Source organism: Vibrio atlanticus (assembly GCF_024347315.1).
Lineage (GTDB): Bacteria > Pseudomonadota > Gammaproteobacteria > Enterobacterales > Vibrionaceae > Vibrio > Vibrio atlanticus.
The window spans coordinates 1392143-1415397 of sequence record NZ_AP025460.1 but is presented as its reverse complement, the minus strand read 5'-3'; the positions used below and the strand labels follow the sequence as shown (position 1 = coordinate 1415397).

Annotated in this window: 21 protein-coding genes; 14 read left to right on the top strand and 7 right to left on the bottom strand. The window is 44.3% G+C overall.

The features are described from left to right. Positions 1 to 28: 28 nt before the first annotated feature. From rplT to OCV30_RS06425, 5 genes are all read right to left on the bottom strand, one after another. Entirely contained in the window at positions 29 to 382 is a 354-nt protein-coding gene (rplT, locus tag OCV30_RS06445) for a 50S ribosomal protein L20 (protein ID WP_004733517.1), read from the bottom strand. 42 nt (positions 383 to 424) lie between these two features. Next, a complete protein-coding gene (rpmI, locus tag OCV30_RS06440) occupies positions 425 to 619 on the bottom strand; it encodes a 50S ribosomal protein L35 (protein ID WP_004738430.1) in 195 nt (64 codons plus the stop codon). 104 nt (positions 620 to 723) lie between these two features. Continuing rightward, on the bottom strand, positions 724 to 1194 hold the full coding sequence (gene infC / locus OCV30_RS06435) for a translation initiation factor IF-3 (RefSeq protein WP_009846505.1): 471 nt from the start codon (positions 1192 to 1194) through the stop codon (positions 724 to 726). Between the two features lie 83 nt (positions 1195 to 1277). Next, a complete protein-coding gene (thrS, locus tag OCV30_RS06430) occupies positions 1278 to 3206 on the bottom strand; it encodes a threonine--tRNA ligase (RefSeq protein ID WP_029223062.1) in 1929 nt (642 codons plus the stop codon). Positions 3207 to 3590: 384 nt separating this feature from the next. Then, complete coding sequence (locus tag OCV30_RS06425) at positions 3591 to 4334, bottom strand: sporulation protein (RefSeq protein WP_065680265.1); 744 nt, start codon at positions 4332 to 4334, stop codon at positions 3591 to 3593. Positions 4335 to 4515: 181 nt separating this feature from the next. On the opposite strand from OCV30_RS06425, the gene hutC reads away from it, so the two are divergent. The 7 genes from hutC (at position 4516) to OCV30_RS06390 (ending at position 13024) form a co-directional block, all read left to right on the top strand. Then, positions 4516 to 5229 (top strand): histidine utilization repressor, encoded by a 714-nt coding sequence (hutC, locus tag OCV30_RS06420; protein ID WP_065680266.1) that lies wholly within the window; start codon positions 4516 to 4518, stop codon positions 5227 to 5229. A 113-nt stretch (positions 5230 to 5342) separates the two neighbouring features. Further along, the gene (gene hutI, locus OCV30_RS06415; RefSeq protein ID WP_065680267.1) at positions 5343 to 6593 is read left to right on the top strand and encodes an imidazolonepropionase; all 1251 of its coding nucleotides are present in this window, start codon (positions 5343 to 5345) and stop codon (positions 6591 to 6593) included. Continuing rightward, positions 6580 to 7644, top strand: a complete 1065-nt coding sequence (gene hutG, locus OCV30_RS06410) for a formimidoylglutamase (protein WP_065680268.1) — start codon at positions 6580 to 6582, stop codon at positions 7642 to 7644. The genes hutI and hutG overlap by 14 nt, the downstream gene beginning before the upstream one ends. Positions 7645 to 7734: 90 nt before the next feature. Beyond that, entirely contained in the window at positions 7735 to 9429 is a 1695-nt protein-coding gene (hutU, locus tag OCV30_RS06405) for a urocanate hydratase (RefSeq protein WP_065111157.1), read from the top strand. Positions 9430 to 9443: 14 nt separating this feature from the next. After that, positions 9444 to 10976, top strand: coding sequence for a histidine ammonia-lyase (hutH, locus tag OCV30_RS06400; protein WP_032555189.1), 1533 nt, complete (start codon positions 9444 to 9446; stop codon positions 10974 to 10976). Between the two features lie 124 nt (positions 10977 to 11100). Then, on the top strand, positions 11101 to 12132 hold the full coding sequence (locus tag OCV30_RS06395) for a histidine ammonia-lyase (protein ID WP_065680269.1): 1032 nt from the start codon (positions 11101 to 11103) through the stop codon (positions 12130 to 12132). Positions 12133 to 12298: 166 nt separating this feature from the next. Further along, entirely contained in the window at positions 12299 to 13024 is a 726-nt protein-coding gene (locus OCV30_RS06390; RefSeq protein ID WP_010438254.1) for a DUF3581 domain-containing protein, read from the top strand. A gap of 209 nt (positions 13025 to 13233) precedes the next feature. On the opposite strand, the gene OCV30_RS06385 is transcribed toward OCV30_RS06390, so the two are convergent. Continuing rightward, the gene (locus tag OCV30_RS06385) at positions 13234 to 13695 is read right to left on the bottom strand and encodes a methyltransferase family protein (protein WP_065680270.1); all 462 of its coding nucleotides are present in this window, start codon (positions 13693 to 13695) and stop codon (positions 13234 to 13236) included. A 66-nt stretch (positions 13696 to 13761) separates the two neighbouring features. Beyond that, a complete protein-coding gene (gene ydiJ / locus OCV30_RS06380) occupies positions 13762 to 16797 on the bottom strand; it encodes a D-2-hydroxyglutarate dehydrogenase YdiJ (protein ID WP_065680271.1) in 3036 nt (1011 codons plus the stop codon). 219 nt (positions 16798 to 17016) lie between these two features. Between ydiJ and OCV30_RS06375 the strand changes: the two genes are divergently transcribed. The 7 genes from OCV30_RS06375 (at position 17017) to OCV30_RS06345 (ending at position 23228) form a co-directional block, all read left to right on the top strand. Then, positions 17017 to 17700 (top strand): DUF3334 family protein, encoded by a 684-nt coding sequence (locus tag OCV30_RS06375; protein WP_009846485.1) that lies wholly within the window; start codon positions 17017 to 17019, stop codon positions 17698 to 17700. A 220-nt stretch (positions 17701 to 17920) separates the two neighbouring features. After that, entirely contained in the window at positions 17921 to 18610 is a 690-nt protein-coding gene (locus OCV30_RS06370; protein ID WP_009846484.1) for a DUF2786 domain-containing protein, read from the top strand. Between the two features lie 105 nt (positions 18611 to 18715). Then, positions 18716 to 19384, top strand: coding sequence for a YiaD family glycine zipper/OmpA-like lipoprotein (locus OCV30_RS06365; protein ID WP_009846483.1), 669 nt, complete (start codon positions 18716 to 18718; stop codon positions 19382 to 19384). Positions 19385 to 19526: 142 nt separating this feature from the next. Next, positions 19527 to 20627, top strand: coding sequence for a tetratricopeptide repeat protein (locus OCV30_RS06360; RefSeq protein ID WP_065680272.1), 1101 nt, complete (start codon positions 19527 to 19529; stop codon positions 20625 to 20627). Between the two features lie 165 nt (positions 20628 to 20792). After that, entirely contained in the window at positions 20793 to 20981 is a 189-nt protein-coding gene (locus OCV30_RS06355; protein ID WP_048659540.1) for a hypothetical protein, read from the top strand. Between the two features lie 425 nt (positions 20982 to 21406). Next, positions 21407 to 21814 carry a SulA-like leucine-rich domain-containing protein gene (locus OCV30_RS06350; protein ID WP_009846480.1) on the top strand — a complete coding sequence of 136 codons (408 nt, stop codon included), beginning with the start codon at positions 21407 to 21409 and terminating at the stop codon, positions 21812 to 21814. A gap of 310 nt (positions 21815 to 22124) precedes the next feature. Further along, a complete protein-coding gene (locus tag OCV30_RS06345; RefSeq protein ID WP_065680273.1) occupies positions 22125 to 23228 on the top strand; it encodes a phosphoribosylaminoimidazolesuccinocarboxamide synthase in 1104 nt (367 codons plus the stop codon). The last annotated feature ends 27 nt before the right edge of the window (positions 23229 to 23255 follow it).

Below are 23255 nucleotides of genomic sequence, written 5' to 3'. Positions count from 1 at the left end.
TTTATTAAACCTTTAAGCTAACTCTAAATTATAGAGATGCTTTCGCTTTTTCAACTAGAACAGCAAATGCTGCTTTGTCGAATACTGCGATGTCAGCAAGAATCTTACGGTCGATCTCGATAGATGCTTTCTTAAGGCCATTAATGAAACGGCTGTAAGATAGACCATTTTGACGAGATGCCGCGTTGATACGTGCAATCCAAAGTTGACGGAATTGACGTTTCTTGTTGCGACGGTCACGGTAAGCGTATTGACCAGCTTTGGTAACTGCTTGGAAAGCTACGCGGTAAACACGTGAACGTGCTCCGTAGTAACCTTTAGCTTGTTTTAGAACTTTCTTATGACGTGCACGAGCTTGTACACCACGTTTTACGCGAGGCATTATGCTTCTCCTAAACTAAACGAATTTATAAACTAAAAAGAATTAAGCGTATGGCATCATACGTAGAACTTGAGCAACTTCACATTTAGGAAGGATCGAGTTCGGACGTAGCTGACGCTTGTTCTTAGTAGTACGCTTAGTCAGGATGTGACGTTTACCAGCGTGCTTAAACTTAATACCACCAGCAGTTTTCTGGAAACGCTTAGCAGCACCTTTGTTGGTTTTCATCTTAGGCATGATGAATAACTCCGCATTGTTGAGTTGTTAATAACATAGTAATTAGGGCGAATAAAACCCCGCAACCTGAGGCTGCAGGGTTTAATTACTTGCAAAGCCGTTAATTACTTCTTTTTAGGGGCCAACACCATGATCATCTGGCGACCTTCAATTCTCGTTGGGAAAGATTCGACAACTGCAAATTCTTCAGTATCTACTTTCAAACGATTAAGAACGTCAACACCGATTTCTTGGTGAGCCATTTCGCGGCCACGGAAGCGAATTGTTACCTTCACTTTGTTGCCGTCTTCAAGGAAACCAGTCAGGTTGCGTAGTTTTACCTGATAGTCTCCAATATCAGTTCCAGGTCGGAATTTAATTTCCTTGATCTGAACCTGCTTTTGCTTTTTCTTCTGCTCTTTCGCAGCTTTGCTCTTCTCGAAGAGGAACTTACCGTAGTCCATCACACGACAAACTGGCGGCTCGGCGTTAGGGCTGATCTCTACAAGATCCATACCAGCTTCATTTGCAGCTTCCATCGCTTCAGCGATTGTTACTACACCAACAGCTTCGCCGTCTGCGCCAGTTAGACGCACTTCACGAACGCCACGAATGTCACCGTTTAAACGGTGCTGGTTTTGTTTGGCCGGTTGTTGGCCACGTCTTCCGCCTTTAATAGCTATTCCTCCAGATTGAGCTTACGGCTTGAAACCTCGGCTTGGATGTATGAAATAAAGTCATCCACTTTAAATTTGCCAAGGTCCTTACCTTTACGTGTACGTACTGCAATTTCGCCGGCTTCCATTTCTTGGTCACCACACACAAGCATGAACGGTACACGTTTCAAAGTATGTTCGCGGATTTTAAAGCCAATCTTCTCATTTCTCAAGTCTGCTTTGACTCTAAATCCACTTTTTTGCAGTTTTTTCGCAATTTCTTGTACATATTCAGACTGTTTGTCTGTAATGCCCATAACAATTGCTTGTTCTGGCGCCAACCACGTTGGGAAGAAGCCAGCGTATTCTTCAATAAGAATACCGATGAAGCGTTCTAGTGAACCTAAAATCGCGCGGTGAATCATAACTGGCGTGTGACGCTCGTTATCTTCACCTACGTAAGTTGCACCTAAACGTTCTGGTAATGCAAAATCGAGCTGCACTGTACCACATTGCCATGCGCGGTCCAAACAATCATGCAAAGTAAATTCAATCTTAGGTCCGTAGAACGCACCCTCGCCTTCTTGAATCTCGTATGCAATCTCCATCGCCTCAAGCGCTTGCTTAAGATCGGCCTCTGCACGGTCCCACATTTCGTCTGAACCTACACGCTGTTCTGGACGAGTAGATAGCTTAACAACGATGTTTTCGAAACCGAAAGTTGTGTAAGTATCGTAAACCATTTCAATACAAGCTTTAACTTCTTGTTGAACTTGGTCTTCAGTACAGAATACGTGAGCATCATCTTGAGTGAAGCCACGAACACGCATAATGCCGTGAAGTGCGCCAGACGGCTCGTTACGGTGACATGAGCCAAACTCAGCCATACGTAGCGGTAGATCACGGTAAGATTTCAAACCTTGGTTAAAGATTTGAACGTGACCAGGACAGTTCATTGGCTTGATCGCGTATTCACGGTTCTCAGAAGAAGTAGTGAACATCGCTTCAGCGTACTTATCCCAGTGACCAGAGCGTTCCCAAAGAACACGGTCCATCATTAATGGGCCTTTTACTTCTTGGTAATCGTACTCAGTCAGCTTCTGACGAATAAATACTTCTAGCTCACGGAAGATAGTCCAACCGTTGTGATGCCAGAACACCATGCCTGGTGCTTCTTGCTGCATGTGGAATAGATCTAAGTGCTTACCGATTTTACGGTGATCACGCTTAGCCGCTTCTTCTAGGCGCACTAGGTGAGCCTTAAGCGCTTTCTTGTCGTGGAATGCAGTGCCGTAGATACGTTGAAGCATCTTGTTGTCACTGTTACCACGCCAGTAAGCACCCGCTACGTTAAGTAGTGTGAAGTGTTGGCAGAAGCCCATATGTGGAACGTGTGGACCACGACACATATCGATGTATTCTTCATGATGGTACAGGCCTGGACGATCGTCTTTAGAAACGTTCTCATCCAAGATTTCGATTTTGTAAGTCTCGCCGCGAGCTTCGAATGCGTCACGCGCTTCCTGCCAGCTAACTTTCTTCTTAACAACCTGATACTTGGTCTTCGCTAGCTCTTTCATACGCTTTTCAATCTTTTCTAGATCTTCTTGCGTTAGAGAGTGCTCAAGGTCGATATCGTAGTAGAAACCGTTATCAATGGTAGGACCGATCGCCATTTTCGCTTCTGGAAAAAGCTGCTTAATCGCGTGACCTAAAAGGTGAGCACAAGAGTGACGAACGATCTCAAGGCCATCAACTTCATCTTTAGCTGTGATGATTTCTAGGCTTGCATCGTTTTCGATAAGATCACAAGCATCAACACGCTCGCCGTCTACACGACCAGCAATGGTTGCTTTCGCAAGACCAGGACCGATTGATAGGGCAACATCTAGAGTTGATACAGGGTTGTCAAATTGACGCTGACTACCGTCAGGAAGAGTAATAATTGGCATTATTTGTCCTTTACAGTGGTGTTGCACACCAAGCAACACATGAAAATGTTTAATATATGTTTTTCAACCAACAAGTATGTTGATCGGAGATATATGCATAATAAAGATACCCACATAAAAGCAAATACAGATGCCTCATTTGTGAGTAGCCGAACATTGTAACGAAATTATATGAAATGACAATGTTAGTCCCACAGCGCTACAAAAACTACATAACTTAAATGTCTCTTCTATATAGCGCCTTCTAACACCCTAAGCTAACGTTCAATGATTGATTCTTTGTCTTTATTTACAAACAAAAAAGCCGAACAGTTAAGTTCGGCTATGGAAATCGTACTATCTTGTCTCTATTAATAGAAAAGGCGACTACTTACAGAAAGGCAACTACGCACTCATGATTCTTGAGACGGCGTTGCGAATGTCTGAGTCAGCCGCGTTTGCAGGCAAGCTGAATGAGATGTATTGGTCGCCACGGAAACTCATTGAACGGTCGATTTCTGCTAGACAGTGAACCATTGAACCTTCAACGATGAATGACAGCTCGATCTCTTTATTATTCATAAAACCGCCGCTACGAAATTCAATCTCTTGGTAACAACCCGAACGTGAACCAAAGCTGTTGCCTTTTAAGAAGCCCTTCTCTACGTCGGCTTTCACCATTGCCATGCCCGATGCTTCCACACCTTGGATAATTTTAGCGACTGTTGGCAATGGGTGTACGGAGATGAAGTCACGGTCTTTAGGGTCAATCGCGAAGCCAATATCTAGGTTGGTTTCTACCCACACATGGCATTGGTTCATTTGTGCGTTCAACGCGGTGACTGGCGTTTCATCATTTAACTTGAGGCGGAATGGAACCAGTTTGGTTTCGCCCGGTTGGATAACGAAAGGCTCTACCGCTTGAATACGACCCAGTGAAAAAGTTTCGTAGCTGGTGCTGTCTTCCGTTTCTACTTTTACTTCTGTGTTGAGAACTAAGTTGATCAGGTCAATTTGTTGCTCAACGTCGCCGCCAACAATGTGAACATTGCCAGACAACTCTCCACCTTGGAAAACTTCAATATTATCTAAGACGGTATCAACTTTTGCTGCACCGATGCCCAACGAGGCCTTTAATTTCTTAAACATATTATTTCCCTTTCTAATTATTTGATTTGCGAATAGTTATTGCGTGACAATTTGCGACACTTGCCTTACAGAATCAAGCAATTTGCCCCATCTATGTTGAATAAGGTCACATTGCCCGAGGAAATGTTGAAATCGTGAAAAATTCCGTTACTCTATTTGTATAGTCAAATAAGGTTTCATTATGTCGAAAGCGCCGCTCTACCTTCAGATAAAACAGTTCATAGACGATAATATCAACAGTGGTCACTGGCCAGTGGGTTACCAGATAACCACAGAACTCGAACTTACCGAGCAGTTCAATGTGAGTCGAATGACGGTCAATAAAGCGATTCGAGATTTGGTGTCTGAAGGCAAACTCATCAGGAAGCCAAGGCTAGGTACTTTTGTTTGTGAACCAGACGAAAAGGCGCAATCTCCGCTGCTTGATATCAACAACATCGCGCAAGAGATCAAAGACCGTGGCCAAACGTATACTAGCCAAGTTATCAAACACGATAGCATCAAAGCTGATGAAAGCACGGCTACACGGTTAGGTGTGATGATTAATGCAGAAGTGTTCTATAGTGAAATCATACACTTTGCCGACAACGCACCGATTCAATTGGAAGCGCGTTGGGTGAACTCTCAAACCGCTCCAAAATACCTAGAGCAAGATTTTTCAACCTCTACACCCAACGAATACCTTTCAAAAAGCTGCCCGTTGAGTGCTATCGAGCATACGGTTGAAGCCATTATTCCTGACTCTCAAATTAGAACGTCACTAAAACTTTCTGAATCAGAGCCTTGCCTACTTTTGAATAGAAGAACATGGAGCAAAGAACGTCTCATCAGCTTTGCGTTGCTCTACCATCCTGGTTCTAAGTACAAATTAAGCTCCAAGATACTTCTAGATTAAAGAACATCATCCTGATCGCCGATCACATTTTTGCAACATCAACTTGATTCGGGTCAGAGTTTAGCCTATTTATTTGTATATACATTTAATGTTTAGCAAAGATCTAGGTGATTATGAATTTGATCCTCAAAAACGCACGAGTGGTCTCGATGAGCTCGGGAGCCGATGGTTATCAGCCCTCTTCCCCTAAAGATATCGTTATCGAAGACGGTAAGATCGTGTCCATCTATTGTTCAAACCAAGGCGTACGTGCTTCTGAGTTAGAACAAGTAAGTATTGATGGTTCTTTGGATTACATTACCTATGATTGCAAAAACAAGTTAGTCACCCCTGGGCTGATTGATTGCCACACTCACCTCGTATTTGCGGGTAATCGTGCCAATGAATTTGAGCAGCGTTTGAATGGTGTGTCTTACACCGACATCGCCAAGCAAGGCGGTGGTATTTTAGCAACAGTCACTGCGACGCGAGCAGCACAAGAAGCCGAATTGGTTGAGATGGCGCTGCCTAGATTAGACGGCCTGCTAAGAAGTGGCGTCACCAGCATCGAAATAAAATCGGGCTATGGTTTAACACTTGAAGATGAGCTCAAGATGTTACGTGCAGCGAAAGCGTTAGAAAATCATCGCCGAATTAAGATCACCACTACTCTCCTTGCAGCACACGCTGTGCCGCCCGAATATAAAGAGCAGCCCGATCGTTATATTGATCTGGTTTGCCAAGAGATCATTCCTAAAGCTGCAGAGCAAGGGCTCGCCGGTGCTGTTGACGTGTTTTGCGAATCTATCGGCTTCAACCTAGAACAAACCGAACGTGTCTTTGCAACAGCCAAAGAATATGGGCTCGCGATTAAAGGCCACACTGAACAACTTTCTAATATGGGTGGCAGTGCGCTTGCAGCAAAATACGGCGCACTCTCTGTTGACCATGTTGAGTACCTTGATGAAACCGGAGTAAAAGCACTGGCGGAATCAGGGACAGTAGCCACCTTGCTACCCGGAGCTTTCTATTTCTTGAAAGAGACTCAACAGCCGCCCGTTGCCCTACTTCGTGAACACAAGATTCCAATGGCGATCGCGACCGACTTAAATCCCGGTACTTCACCCTTTGCTGATTTAACGCTGATGATGAACATGAGCTGCACCCTGTTTGGTACGACGCCTGAAGAGGCGCTACGCGGTGTAACTTGTAACGCTGCCGCTGCCATTGGTGAGTCACAAACCAAAGGTAAAGTCGAAGTGGGTTATGCCGCTGATTTGGCTATCTGGAATCTCGAGCACCCAGCAGATCTGAGCTATCAAGTTGGTGTTCCTCATCTGCATAAACGCATTGTTAATGGCGAGGTGTGTCATGACTCAATCTAATTCCAACGGCATTCAAAAGAACTCAGAAACCGTACATAACTTCGTGTGGACGGGACGCAATGATCTTGAAGATGGCGCACTCGGCACACGCGTACATCACATTACCAAGCAAGTGCAACATAGTGACTTAAATAACGAGCTTACTGACGGCGCTATCGCCTTAGTTGGCTTTGCCAGCGATGCAGGTGTTGCAAGAAATAAAGGACGAGTGGGCGCAAGACAAGCACCTAACCTAATTCGTCAAGCGTTAGCTAATATGGCTTGGCATAGTGACGATCACATTGCGGACCTTGGTGATATCGAGTGCAATGATGGTCAATTGGAAGTCAGCCAAAAACAGTGTGCTTCTGTGATTGCCAATGCTCTATCAACTAACAAAGTGATTACCCTTGGCGGTGGTCACGAGGTTGCTTGGGCGTCGTTCCAAGGTCTTGCGGAACATTTACATAAAACGGAACGCCTACATAAAGCCGAACACCTTTATAAAGATCAGCCAGTACACAAACCTAAGATCGGCATCGTTAACTTTGATGCTCACTTTGATCTTCGTGAATTTGAAAGCGACATCGGTGATGTTAAACCCAGTTCAGGTACGCCTTTTAATCAAATCAGCGATTACTGCCACAAGCATCAATGGCCGTTTCATTACGCTTGTCTTGGCGTTAGCGCGGCCAGTAATACCAAAGCACTGTTTAACAAAGCTGACCAACTGGGTGTTTGGTATGAACATGACCGCAACATGACCCAAGTTAACCAAGTTGCTCAACTGGTTAAGTTGCAAAAATTTATCGCTGAGTGTGATTACCTCTATCTCACTATCGACCTTGACGTATTCCCAGCGGCGACTGCGCCGGGCGTAAGTGCACCAGCGGCAAGAGGCGTGAGCTATGAAGCACTCGCTCCTTTTCTAGAACAGATTTTCAAACACAGTGAAAAACTCATTATCGCGGACATTGCGGAATACAACCCAGACTACGACATCGATGGCCAAACGGCTCGATTGGCGGCACGTTTGTGTTGGGATATAGCCAGTGCAATGGCCAGCGACTAATCCAGCTATACCGATAACTACAACTACAACTACAACTACAACTACAACTACAACTACAACGATATAACGTGAAACAGAAGGAATTCCAAAATGACGGAACACCACAACAGTGACCCTCGTCTCGACACGACTCGCGAAATTCGCGCACCTCACGGCACCACTTTGCGCGCTAAATCTTGGTTAACAGAAGCACCACTGCGTATGCTGATGAACAACCTAGACCCTGATGTGGCAGAACACCCACATGCACTGGTTGTGTATGGCGGTATCGGTCGCGCGGCGCGTGATTGGAAATGTTATGACAAGATTGTTGAAGTATTAGAGCGTTTAGAAGACGACCAAACGTTGCTTGTTCAATCAGGTAAACCTGTAGGTGTGTTCCCGACTCATAAAAACGCACCCCGCGTACTAATTGCTAACTCGAACCTTGTTCCACACTGGGCGAATTGGGAGCACTTCAACGAGCTCGATAAAGAAGGCTTGATGATGTACGGCCAAATGACAGCAGGCAGCTGGATTTACATTGGCTCACAAGGCATCGTTCAAGGTACTTATGAAACGTTTGTTGCTATCGCGAAAAAGCACTTCCAAGGCGAAGCAAGCGGCAAGTGGGTTCTAACGGGTGGTCTTGGCGGCATGGGTGGTGCTCAACCTCTTGCTGCAACTATGGCTGGCTTCTCAATGATCGCGGTTGAATGTGATGAATCACGAATCGACTACCGCTTGCGCACTGGCTATGTAGACAAAAAAGCCACCAGCATTGATGAAGCGATGGCAATGATTAAAGAATCAGACACACCAATCTCTGTTGGCTTGCTTGGTAACGCAGCAGATGTATTCCCAGAGTTAGTTGAACGCAATATCACGCCTGACGTCGTGACTGACCAAACCTCTGCCCACGATCCACTGAACGGCTACTTGCCTCAGGGTTGGACGATGGAAAAAGCGGCTCAAGAGCGTTTAGCTGATGAAGCAAAAGTAGTGAAAGCTGCTAAGCAATCAATGGCGATTCAAGTTCAAGCTATGCTAGATCTTCAGTACCGTGGTGCTGCAACCGTAGATTACGGTAATAACATTCGCCAAATGGCACTTGAAGAAGGCGTGGAAAACGCATTTGATTTCCCAGGTTTCGTTCCTGCTTATATTCGTCCTTTATTCTGTGAAGGCGTCGGTCCGTTCCGTTGGGCTGCCCTTTCTGGCGACCCAGAAGACATCTACAAAACAGACCAAAAAGTAAAAGAGCTGATTCCAGACAACCCACATTTGCACAACTGGCTAGATATGGCGCGTGAACGCATTCAGTTCCAAGGCTTACCAGCTCGTATTTGTTGGGTCGGTTTGAAAGATCGTGAACGTTTAGGCCAAGCATTCAATGAAATGGTTAAAAATGGCGAACTGAAAGCACCGGTTGTTATCGGTCGTGACCACCTAGATTCAGGTTCAGTAGCGAGCCCGAACCGTGAAACAGAAGGCATGATGGATGGCTCAGATGCCGTATCAGATTGGCCTCTATTGAACGCTCTGCTAAATACTGCAGGCGGCGCAACATGGGTTTCTCTACACCACGGTGGCGGTGTTGGAATGGGCTTCTCGCAACACTCAGGAATGGTGATTTGTTGTGACGGCAGTGAAGATGCATCACAGCGCATTGCTCGTGTACTTCACAATGATCCGGCCACTGGCGTTATGCGTCATGCTGATGCGGGTTACGATATTGCCAAGCAGTGTGCTAAAGAGCAGAAGCTTGATTTACCTATGCTAAACGAAGAACTTCGTCGCCTTTAATGTCTGGAGAAAACATGTTGAATTTATTACTTAAACCAGGACTTCTAGGCCTACCTGAACTGCGTAAGATTAGCCGTAGCCCTGTGAACTTATCACTTGATCCAGCAGCGATTCCAGATATTGAAGCGAGCATGCACGTTGTCGAGCAAGTGATTGCTGAAGATCGCACCGTGTATGGCATCAATACAGGTTTTGGCTTATTAGCGAATACCAAAATAGCCCCTGAAGATTTAGAAGTACTACAGAAAAGTATCGTACTTTCTCACGCGGCGGGCATTGGTAAATTCATGTCTGATGAAACTGTGCGCTTGATGATGGTGCTAAAGATTAACAGCTTGTCTCGTGGCTACTCGGGTATCCGCCTCAAAGTGATTAATGCCCTTATCGATCTTGTGAACGCACAGGTTTACCCATGTGTTCCACAAAAAGGATCTGTGGGTGCTTCAGGAGATCTTGCCCCCCTCGCCCACATGAGTACGGTACTGCTAGGTGAAGGCCAAGCTCGCCACAACGGTAAGATCATCACGGGCTTAGAAGCAATGCAGATCGCTGGCTTGGAACCAATCACACTTGCGCCAAAAGAAGGTTTGGCGCTGTTAAACGGCACACAAGCATCGACAGCATTTGCATTAGAAGGTCTATTCGCCGCTGAAGACCTATTCGCGTCTGCAACCGTGTGTGGTGCAATGTCTGTAGAAGCTGCGCTGGGTAGCCGTCGTCCGTTTGATCCGCGTATTCACCGCGTTCGTGGTCATCGTGGCCAAATGGATGCAGCACTTGCTTACCGTCATATGCTTGATCAAAAGAGTGAGATTGGTGAATCACATACTTGCTGTGAAAAGGTTCAAGACCCTTACTCGCTGCGTTGCCAACCTCAAGTGATGGGTGCTTGTTTGCAGCAGATTCGTAACTCAGCAGAGACCTTAACGATTGAAGCAAATGCCGTATCCGACAACCCGCTTGTTTTCGCTGATGATGGCGACATCATTTCAGGCGGTAACTTCCACGCAGAGCCCGTCGCAATGGCAGCAGATAACCTTGCACTAGCGATAGCTGAAATCGGTAGCTTGTCAGAACGTAGAATGGCGCTGCTGATTGATAGCGCACTAAGCAAACTTCCACCTTTCTTGGTCGATAACGGCGGCGTGAACTCTGGCTTTATGATTGCTCAGGTTACCTCTGCAGCATTGGCAAGTGAGAACAAAACCTTGGCTCATCCGGCGTCAATAGACAGCCTACCTACTTCTGCCAACCAAGAAGACCACGTATCAATGGCCACCTTTGCCGCGCGTAGGCTTAGATATATGGCTGAAAACACCCGTGGGATATTGGCAGTAGAATATTTAGCAGCAGCACAAGGACTCGACTTCCGAGCGCCTAATCTATCTTCTCCTCGTGTGGAAGAAGCGAAGCAGATTCTGCGTGAGAAAGTGAGTTTCTACGACAAAGACCGATATTTTGCTCCAGATATTGAGCAAGCTAACCTGTTACTCAAGTTATCCGTTCATAATCACCTCATGCCAGAAGGTACATTGTCAAGTTTTTAGTACTTTCCGTATACTGGGCTGTACTCTCGTTACAGCCCACTTGTCCATAAAAAATGAATACACTTATTGATAGGAGTGATACTATCCGAAAAATCATCACTCACCGTCGGAAGGTTCATTACCAATGATAACAAAAAAATCCCCAATCCTGCTTACAACAGCCCTTATCAGCGCCTTATTCTTAGCCGGCTGTGGATCTGACTCAAGCAATAAAGCACCCGCAAAACCTACGACTCCTACGACTCCTACGTTAACGAAAGTCGCGACCTATACCAGCATTAAAAACTGTTCAACTGCTGCTGAAGTGCCAAACTGTGCTTTTGAAAAAGGTATTTACATTCTGCCGATTGGTCCAAACATTACTCAAGTTCAGCAAGATGCCGTAAAACTGCAAGTCGAAAATTTACTTAAATGGGCTCATGATGATGTGAGAAAACAGTTTAGCCAGAAAAAAATACTCATTGGCATTTCCGAAGAAGAGCCAAACCCATCAACAGCCCACGGTAAGTTCATTATTGCACTTGCACAAAACATCTATGCGAGCAGCCCTAATATCAATGGCTTAGAATTGATTTACACTACAAGATCGGGGATGGATGAAACGCAAAGTACCACAACATATCAAAAACTGCTGCAAATCTTCGATTACTACGTTGATGGTGATAACAATACAGCCGTGGGTGCTGAATTAACCAAAAGCTACGAAGGCTTCAAAACTCTTGTTAATAAGAAAATTGGAACCGGCACACAAGCTTTAGGTTACCTAAAATATAACGAATGTAATTACGGTAACGGACAATTAGGTTCAGATCGTATTGATGGCACTCCGAGTAAATGTCTGGCCGATAATGGTACGAGCATTAACGACGAAGGCGATGATATTTCAAACGGCAAGTTAGACTATACCCACACTATCAAAAAGAACCTCAACCCTGGCGCATTTTTGGGGTTAATTTATGAATACAAAGTAAACCCTGCTAACGGTAAGTTCCCGAATGAGCTGAAAGACGCAAACCAGCCAAAAGGCTTTACTGCGGTCGGTAAAATCGCAAGTGGTGAAACAACAACCGCTAATTACCCATTTAACTATGCGAACCTTGCTTTTACACCAATGAGTGATTATTTAGATAAGTGGTTCTTCCCTAATAAAAAATAAGCTTATATAAATAAAGGTCTAGATTTTCTAGACCTTTATTATTTTTCTCACCAGCCCGCCTTCTCATCAATCTCCCTCCTTTTCGGCCCTCGTAAACTGGATAGACCATTAAAACCAAGTTAGTTAGCTATAATCCCCGCCAGATTTGATGACTAATAGCGATACTATGTTTCTGACACCTTACTTTTCTACTGAAGACAATCAATTTCAATTCACTCGTGAACAGGCTAGCCACTTTGCTAAAAAAGTAGCTGCTGACTTCAACCCAATTCACGATGAAGACAACAAACGCTTCTGCGTGCCTGGCGATCTTTTGTTTGCAGTACTTCTGCAAAAAGAAGGCATCAGCCAAAAAATGCGTTTTGATTTTTCAGGTATGGTGGGTAACGGTATTGCGCTAAGCGTTGACAACAAGTGTGAGAAAGAAAGCTCACTGGTTGACGAGAAAGGCAAAGAGTACCTACACATGTCTTGTGAAGGTGAAAAGAGCCACGATCAAGCATTCATCGAACACGTAGTAACAAACTACGTTAAGTTCTCTGGTATGAACTTTCCACACATCATGGTTCCTCTTATGGAAGAACAGCAAATGATGATCAACTGCCAACGTCCTCTTGTGATTTACGAGAGCATGGAAGTTGAATTTACTCGCCTAGACCTATCTCACCCAGAAGTTGAGTTCTCTGGTGCGACTTTTGATGTTGAAGGCAAGCGCGGTATCGTGACACTAAACTTTGATTTCAAAGAAGACGGCGAAGTAGTCGGTAAAGGCGTAAAGCGCATGGTAGCAAGTGGTCTTAAGCCATACGACCAAGCTTCTGTAGACGACCTAGTAAACCGCTTCAACGAACGTAAAGAGATGTTTCTAGCTCAGTTCGCAGCTGCCGCTTAATCAGCACTCTTATTTACATCACTTGATGTAAATAGCTAGAGACAAGATCAATAAAGCCCAGCTTGGTATCACAAGCTGGGCTTTTTCATTTCGATGACTCATGACACTAAGCCACTAAGCCACTAAGCCACTAAGCCACTAAGCCACTAAGCCACTAAGCCACTAAGCCACTAAGCCACTAAGCCACTAAGCCTGCAGTCAAATCAATACTAAACCCAGCGCCTAACCTTTTGTTTATAGTCAACATACTCTGCGCCAAATAGCTGTTCTAGTGCTCGCTCTTCTGGCTTAATTTGGAACTGATTCATGTAAATTACGAATACAAAACTGAGTAAAACACTGAATAGGTTTTGGAAGAAATAGCCAAAGCAAAACAGTAGGATAAATAGCCCTAGATACATTGGGTTTCGCGTGTAGCCAAAGATTCCACTGTCCACAACTGCAGAAGCGGTGTCGACTTTGATCGGATTAACGGTGGTTTTCTGTTTGCGAAACTCCCATATGCCTGATATTCCAATAACACCACTCAAGACAATCCCGATACCGAGCACAACCATTCGATAAGGCAGTGCCAATGTTCCTTGGCTCAACTGCTGAGCGCAGAAGTATGATGCTACGAATACAATAATGAACAGTGCAACGGGTGGTACTTTTAATTCTAGAAATTTCATACTTTTCCTTATTAACATTCCTTTGTTAGTTTAGAAAAAAGCCCAGCAATTGCTGGGCTAAATGTATTAAAGAATTTTTGCTAGCGCTTGTAATGGGTGAGCAAGCTTCTCACCTTCAAAACGCTTCACTTGGCTACGGCAAGAATAACCCGTCACCAAACAACGATCTTTTGGTAAGTCCTGCATTTGAGGCTTCCAGCTTAAACCGTATATATCTTTCGACATTTGTAGCTTATCGACTTCATGCCCGAAGGTGCCCGCCATGCCGCAACAGCCGACAGGAACGCTGGTTAACGCAGCACCAAAGTGTTTGAAGATAGCGCCCCACTCTTTTTCAGCGTTCGGCATTTTGGTCTTCTCAGTACAGTGAGCGAACAAGTACCACATCTCTTCATTTGCAGAGCGCGCTTCAAACTCACCCAACGATGGAATTAACCATTCATGCACGGTAAGCACATCAAAGTGGCCACGTTTGTCACCTAAGATCTCAACATATTCATCGCGGTAACAAAGCACAAGAGCAGGATCAACACCCACCAAAGGAATACCGATATCAGCAACCATTGACAAGAAATCCGATGTTGATTTCGCTTCACGCGCAAAACGGCTTAAGAAACCTTTAATGTGCAGTGCTTTACCATTTGGTTTAAACGGCAATAACACCGGTGTTTTGCCAAGCTTCTGAGCCAAGGTAACGAAGTCTTCAACCACCTCGGCATCATAAAAGCTAGTAAACGGGTCTTGAACGATCAACACGTGCTGTTTCTTCTGCTCAGAAGAGAGCCCTTCTAGATACTGTAGATCGAACAGTTGCAGCTCTTTGCTCGCCAGACGATTTTTAAGTGTAGGTACCGACATCAGTGGTGCATCAACATAACCGACCGTTTTCGCCGTTGCGGTTTGTATCCATTTTTGACCCAAGGCAGCGTTAACAACCTTTGGCGCTTTCGCCATTAGCGGCAGCATGGTTTCAATGTTGGCGACTAAATAGTCTTTTGCAGGGCGTTGGTAGCGTGAGTAATAAATGTTTAAAAATCGAGAACGGAAACTCGGAACATCAACTTTAATAGGACACTGGCTCGCACACGCTTTACACGCCAAACAACCGTTCATCGCTTCATGAACTTCATGCGAGAAATCGTACTCATGGCGTTTGTTCATCGTGTTACGAACACGTTCCACCATGGTTTTAATCGGAGTATTGTCCTTCAGCGCTTCTTGCTCTAAATCGAGAATATCGACGCCTTGTTCCGTTAACTGACGTAACCATTCACGAACCAAGCCTGCACGGCCCTTTGGTGAATGACGACGGTCAGCCGTGACTTTCATCGAAGGACACATTGGCGAACTCGTATCGTAATTGAAACACAAGCCGTTACCATTACATTCCATCGCTTGCTTGAAGCTATCACGGACTTGTACGTCGATCTGGCGATCGTAGAAACCACGCTTGGTATCAGTGACTTTCACCAACTCAGCATCGCTTTCTAACGGCGTACAGATCTTGCCTGGGTTCATCTTGTTATGCGGGTCAAATGCCGCTTTAACTCGTCTTAATTCTGTAAACAGCTCTTCACCAAAGAAGTCCGGACCATACTCAGAACGGAAGCCTTTACCGTGTTCACCCCACATCAAGCCGCCGTATTTAGCCACCAGTTTAACCACTTCATCAGAGACTTCATGCATCAATGCTTCTTGCATCGGATCACACAAATCTAAAGCAGGACGAACGTGCAGTACGCCCGCATCAACGTGACCAAACATGCCGTAGTTCAGCTCTTTTGAATCGAGCAGCACTCTAAATTCAGAGATGAAATCCGCCAAGTTTTCCGGTGGTACACAGGTATCTTCAGCAAAAGCGACTGGCTTAGCTCGGCCTTTCGCCGCACCTAATAGACCTACCGCTTTCTTACGCATGTTGTAGATTCGGCCAATGCTCGCCAAATCACTGCACACTTGGAAGCCAATCACACCCGCTTCTTCAGTTGCTACCATGCTTTCAAGCTGTGCGGTTAGCGCTTGAACTTGTTGTTCAACTTCCGTTTCATCTTGGCCTGCAAACTCAACCATGTTGATGCCAAGCATCTCTTTATTTGGAACATCCATCAGCAAATCGCTCACGGTGTGCCAAACAATGTCTTGTTTCGCTAGGTTCAATACTCTTGAGTCAACGGTTTCAACAGACAGCGCTTTCGCTTCTACCATGAACGGCGCATTACGCAGTGCAGAATCGAACGTGTTGTATTTCACGTTGACCAACGTTCGCGCTTTGGGAATCGGCGTTAGGTTTAGCTTTGCTTCAGTGATGAATGCTAATGAACCTTCCGCACCACATAGAACACGAGTCAGGTCAAAGCTATCGTCTTGTTCGTTGATTGCATTCTTTAGATCGTAACCGGTTAAGAAGCGGTTCAATGGTGGGAATTTATTAAGAATTTGAGCGCGCTTATCTCGACAAACGGCCTCAGTTACTGCAAGTGCATGATGAGCAAATTCACCCTCAACAGGTAAGCCGTGTGATAAATCGGATTCGAGACATGAACCATCTGCGAAGACCGCTTGCAGCGACAACACATGGTCAGACGTTTTACCGTACTTCAATGACCCTTGGCCCGAAGCATCGGTATTGATCATTCCACCTAAGGTTGCTCGGTTACTGGTAGAAAGATCTGGAGAGAAAAAGTAACCATACGGACGCACAGCATCGTTCAATTGGTCTTTAACGATACCTGACTGAACTCTTACCCAGCCTTCTTGCTCGTTAATCTCAAGAACCTTGTTCATATAACGAGACAGGTCAACCACGACGCCTTTTGTTAAAGACTGTCCGTTAGTACCGGTACCACCGCCACGAGGGGAAAAGGTCACGCGTTCGTAAGCAGATTTTGCACCCACTTTACCGATCAACACAACGTCTTGAGTTGTTTTAGGGAGAATAACTGCCTGCGGCAATTGCTGATAGACACTGTTATCAGTCGCCACAGCCAAACGGCTCGAATATTGAGACTCAATGTCGCCAGTAAAGCCCGCTGTTTTTAGTTCATCTAAAAAGCGTACGACAACTGGATCGACATCAGCATTGAGTTGAAGTCTTGGTAACATTTGCTTCCTGCCCCTACTTCGCTGATCCTATCAGCATTGGGTTATCTGAGATTTTTAATATTTTTCTTTGAATTTCGTCACTTTACTACTATTAAGATCATATAAAAAGGTGATCAAATAAGAATCTCGGTGCAAGAATGGAGAAATAGTCACTTTCGTCTTAATTCAGTAGTAAGATAGTAGATAACTTTTTTACGACATCTCCATGAGCAAATAACAATGAAAAAAAGCAAAACAGTCACAACTGAAGATATTCTTCTTAAGCTATGCCAATCAGTCTCAAACGTACTTACTTCAGCGACGGCTTCACAGGTGTCCTACTCAGCAATGGTTCAAAAGATCAACAAGACAAGCCTTAAGCCAGATTTTGGTTGTTTCGTCTTGTTCGACGGCGGTTTTTCAGGTCTTGTTGTTATCAATTTTACGTCGAAAGCAGCGCTAGAGATCTATACAAATTACATGCGTAATATGGGCATGCCTGAAGACGAACTCGCTGTACTTCATACTTCAGACGAAGTAGGTGATGTATTAGGTGAGTTGATGAACCAGTTGGTTGGCGACTTTACCAACAAAATCCGTAAAGAACTGCAAACTAACATCACACAAAACCAACCGAAAATGCTGGCACTGAACAAGCAAGTGAACCTTTCTGTTGATACTAACTTAGATCGCCCGCAAGCTCGTCGTGTTACTTTCTCTACTGCCGACAACAACATTTTCTACCTTGAGCTTGCAATGGACAAAACAGAATTCATCCAATTGGAAGAATTTGAAATCGCTGAAGACGAATGTCCAGACAGCATTCTTGAAGCGACTCAGAAAAAAATGCAAGAACCAAAGCAGCCAGAGCAAAGTTCAGGCAACGATTCTGCAGCTGATTTACTCGATGAACTTGGAATCTAGTTTGCGAAAGCTCTAGCACTTCCTAAAAATCGTGTCACTAACGCCATCAATCCTCTTGATGGCGTTTTGTTTTGTCCGGGAGTCGCTACTTCCTTCATATATCCTTATCTTCCATAATCGTTCACCACATTCCTACAAATGACTTTTGACTTTGCTGTTACTCGCCAAAACATGTAAAATGTTGGACTTTTAAAAATTTGCGGTAATGATTAAGTTGTCGATGGATAAGAAAAAAGCCCTAAAGAAAATTGCCAAGTGTCTTGAGCTTGGAAACTCTGCGAACGTCAATGAAGCTGCCAATGCGATAAAAATGGCGCATAACTTGATGCTGAAATATGGTCTCGAAAAGGACGATATTGAATTTATCAAGATGGGAAAAACTCAATCCAGTCACCTGTTACCTGCAAATATCAGCTCTACACTGCTGCGTGTTATTCGTGGTATTAACACCAAGTTTGGCGTAGAAGCCGTGTTACTGAATCACAAAGGCCTTAAACGCGTTGAATTCATTGGTGAAGCCGATCGCGCTATCTTCGCGGCTTTTGCGTTCGATATTATTTATCGCGAACTGAATGAGCACACTGGCCAATTCAGAAACAGTTTTGCGGGCTCGGGAACAGGGACACTAGAAGTAACACGTCGCGTAAACTCTTACGTTTCGGGTTGGGTAGAAGGTGCGCTTGAAAAACTGCCTGTTATCACCCCAGACGACGAGTCAAACAACAAGATCAATAACTACATTGATAAAGAATTCCAAAACATCGACCGCGAAACGTTCAAACAACAACTCAGAGAAGCGATGAAAAACCTCACCGCAGACTATGAAGTTGGTTTGAAGAAAGGTCGAAAACTGTCTGTAAATCGACCTGTTGGCGGAACTCAAGCCGTTAAAAAAATAACTAAATCATAAAGCCACTTTACATTGCTTCAGCGTATTGATAAAAACCACCAATAGGACTTATTGTTGTCTTTCGTAATTCATGCGTTTGACAGAAGTACATGATGGAGAAATACGTTGAAAAAAATCACACTAGCCCTGGCACTCACTGTTGCTCTAACGGGCTGTCAAGCGACACAACGCCAAAACGCTACAACTGGCGAATCTGAGACTAATTCCGCAACTCAAGGTGCTTTAATTGGTGCAATCGCCGGTGCTGTTGCTGGTGCTGCTACGGGTGACGACTCTAAAGACCGCCGCAAACGTGCACTCATCGGTGCGGCAGGTGGCGCCGCTGTCGGCGGTGGTATCGGTTACTACTTTGACCAGCAAGAAGCTGCACTTCGTGAAGAACTCATGAACTCAGGCGTTCAAGTAGAGCGTGTTGGTGAGAACCAACTTCTACTTCGCCTAGAGAACGGCATTGGCTTCGATTCTGGTTCTTACGCTTTAGAATCAAGCATCCACAAAACACTTCGCGGCGTTGCGCGCATCTTAGTTGAATACCCAGACACTAGCCTAGTGATCGAAGGTCACACTGACAGCACAGGCAGCGAGTCTTCTAACCAAGTTCTTTCTGAGCGTCGTGCTGAATCGGTTCGTGCATTCTTGATCTCTCAAGACGTTGCTGCAGGCCGTGCCATTGCTCGAGGTAACGGTGAGCGTTACCCTCTATGTGACAACAACACCTCTCAAGGTCGCGCTTGTAACCGTCGCGTAGAAATTCAAATCTTGCCGCTTAAGTAGCACGATTAAAGCCCAGTTCGTCTTTATCTATTGAATTAACCTCTATATAGTTGCTTATCGTCGTGTTGCTTGTTCAAAGTCACACGACTAGCCATATTCATACTGATATACCGACTCTGGGCTTTTTTACGAGACTTATCTATTGTTTATCCTATCCAACTTTCTGTCATCATCACTTCTTAGAACTCTATTTTTCACCCTCATCTTTTCTACAATACAGTTCTCTACTGCACACATCGTTCATGCAGAAAGCAACGTTGCATTCTCGATAGAATCTCAACCTCAAGATCCAGTTTCTCAATACCAACTAGCTCAAGCTTATGAATCAGGTAATGATATCCCTTTGAGCACCAACGATGCATTTTATTGGTACTCGCAATCCGCAGAAAACGGCAATGCAGATGCGCAATTTAGGCTAGGTGAATGGTACTTGGCAGGTTCAGGTGTAGAGCAAAGCAACAAACTAGCTTTAGAATGGTTTATTAAATCAGCCTTACAAGGTAACCAACGCGCGCCTATCGAAGTCGCAAAGCTCTACGAATCCTCACTTGAGGAAGAACTCCTAAAACCATTAGATGAAGCACAGCTATGGTATGAAGCGGCCTTAAAAAACAATCCAACAGCCGAAGATGGCTATAACCGTATTCTGGAAGCGCAATTCAACCAGCAACGTGCCAAGCAGATCTCTTCGATTGAGAAGCTCAATTACAACGTCATTGCTGAAAGCAGCACGAATCATAGGCTATCTAATCCAGAGCGAGCAAGTAGCTCCCCTTCTTATCAGCCCCCTAGAGAGCAGGCAACACGTTCTAACCTAACGTATTCAGACTATCTGATTGGCGCAGCCTTAGCCGTGTTGATTTCAATTGTCAGCATTATCATGACTCTGGTGATATCAAAAAAAAGACACGCTCTAAAATCGGGTGAATTGGGGCAACAAAAGCAGACACTTGAAGCACAGCTTAGCTCGAAGGACTTCACTATTAAGCAGCAGAAACGTCAGCTGCACACGATGTTCCATGAGTTAAAAAAACAGAAAAATGACAACAGCCTGAACAATTTACAAGTAGCCTGCGCTCTATTTGGGTATACAACTAGCTCAATTCCGAATCAAAAAAGCATTAAAATTCGATATAAACAGCTATCCAAAATCTACCACCCAGATGGTTACGGATGTGACGAAGAGATGAAACGTTTGAACAATTCGCTAAAAACCATCCTTAAGAGTGTTGCAAAAACGTAAACAACCAAGCGGACTCGATTTCCAAAGTCGCAAAGATATCGATTTTATTAGTACTGCAATCGATCCCCCTCTCAAAAACAAGTAACAAACTATTAACTAATGAGTCTTACTTGTGTCATAATTTGCGCCGAAAATACACCTGACTTAAACAGGTGAGGAGAGAATATGTTCACAATAGAAGGCGTTTGTGATTGGTGCAAAAAGCCAAGCCTAGTTAAAAAGCACGACTACTTAGATGGTAAGTGTCATCATGCATGTCAAGAGTGCAATGATATGGCCACCATTGATGTTCGCCAGTTCAATATTGGTGAAATGGAAATGAGAGCAAAACTCTCCCAAGCGACATTGAGATAAGCAACACCGTTGAAATATAAGAAAGCGCCTAAGGCGCTTTTTTTGTATCTGAGATTTATCTTCTTATCTTCTTATCTTCTTATCTTCTTATCTTCTTATCTTCTTATCTTCTTATCTTCTTATCTTCTTATCTTCTTATCTTCTTATCTTCTTATCTTCTTATCTTCTTATCTTCTATACAGGTGTATACAGTACTTTTCTGTCAAAACCACTGTATACACCTGTATAAAGCTCACATTTCTTCAACTTATGAGACAAAACAACAAATTCATTCAAATTTAATTTTCATCCTATTTTCAATCACTTAAATAAAAGCCACCTCCATACCCAAGCAAGATCGTCCAATAATCCCTCAAAAAACGCTTGATCTTATAAGCAACAAAAACTACTGTATACACATACAGCATGTATATAAGGACAGCAAAATGATTCCAGCACACGTTAAAGCACAACACTCTAGCCCGCTAACTCACTGCGCATTTACATCCGTCTCTCGTGACACAAAAAGTTCAAACGAAGAAGCGTTGTTTGCCAAAATGGCGTTGCTGTCCAATCAACATCAGTGGTTACTGTTTACGGCTCAAACACCAAGACCATCGGCTAAACAGCTGCAGCAACATAATGTTTGCTGTGATCGTGTTATTCACATGAAAGCCTCTAATCAAATGACAGAAGTAGAAACCGTCGAGAAAGCCATTCGATCTAAGAATGCGAGCGCGATTGTTGCGAGTGCTTCGATTGATCAATTCAGTCAGCAATACCTAAGAACATTAGGAATGCGCTTTCAGTGCGAAGTCTTCTTTATTGATGCCAATTCAGAGCGTATTCACTAGACCGCCTGACTTAATAACATTTTGGATCAAAAACATAGCCCATAAACATAGCTTAATCTTTTAGCTAACAAACTTAAGTTAACTTAACAGCATAGCTCCAAAACACAGTCCAAATATACTGCCTTCCCCTGCCCTACAATTCGCCAATTTTCTAGCGAATAGTTAGGCGGGGGTTTTTATTTGATCAATAGATTTAGCAATCGTTTGCTTTTTCTCTGGAAGCAAATAGTAGATTGGGTATAATGCCCGTCTAATCATGTGCACACCGCACTTCTCTGTATGACGTTTGATAAAAGATAGGAATGTCTAAATGAGCCTTGCTGATCAAGTTCTTGCCGTAAATGATGACCTACCAATCCGTACTGATAAACCTGTCCACAGTGGCAAGGTTCGCTCAGTCTACTGGTTAACTGAAGAAGATAGCCAACGACTAATTAAAGAGAAAGGCTACGATGTAGCACCAGATGCGCCTTTAGCAATCATGGTGATCAGTGACCGTATCTCTGCATTTGATTGTATCTGGCGTGGTGAAGGGAATCTAAAAGGTGTTCCAGGTAAAGGAGCGGCTCTGAATGCTATCTCTAACCACTGGTTCAAATTGTTTAAAGACAACGGCCTCGCTGACAGTCATATTCTTGATATCCCTCATCCGTTCGTATGGATTGTACAAAAAGCTCGCCCAGTCATGATCGAAGCGATTTGTCGTCAATACATCACAGGTTCAATGTGGCGTGCATACGCAAACGGCGAACGCGAATTCTGTGGTATCGAGATGCCAGAAGGCCTTGAGAAAGACAAGAAATTGCCTGAGCTACTGATCACGCCTTCTACAAAGGGGATTTTGAAAGGGATTCCTGGCGTTCCAGAAGCTGATGATGTGAACATCACTCGCAACAACATCGAAGACAACTTCGCAGCGTTCAACTTTACTCAAGCAAGTGACATTGCGCATTACGAGAAACTTCTAAAAGAAGGCTTCAACGTAATTAGCCAAGCGCTAGCAAAAGTCGATCAAACCTTTGTCGATACGAAATTTGAGTTCGGCTACGTGAACGATGCCCAAGGCAAAGAAAAACTTATCTACATGGATGAAGTGGGTACGCCAGATTCATCTCGCATTTGGGATACTCAGGAATACAATAACGGCAACATCGTTGAGAATTCTAAAGAAGGATTCCGCCAGTTCTTACTTAACTACTTCCCTGACGCGGATATTCTTTTGAACAAAGAACGCATGCCAGAACGTGAAGCATTAGCTCGTGACAATGAACTTCCTTTGGATGCATTGATGTCTCTGTCGCGCACTTATCTTGATATTGCGGCGAAGATTACAGGCGCGGAAATCGTACTGAGTGAGAATCCTAAGCAAGAGATCATCGATGTATTGCGTGCTGACTATGGTCTAGTTGACTGATTGCATTCTAGAAAGCGAGTAAGCTCG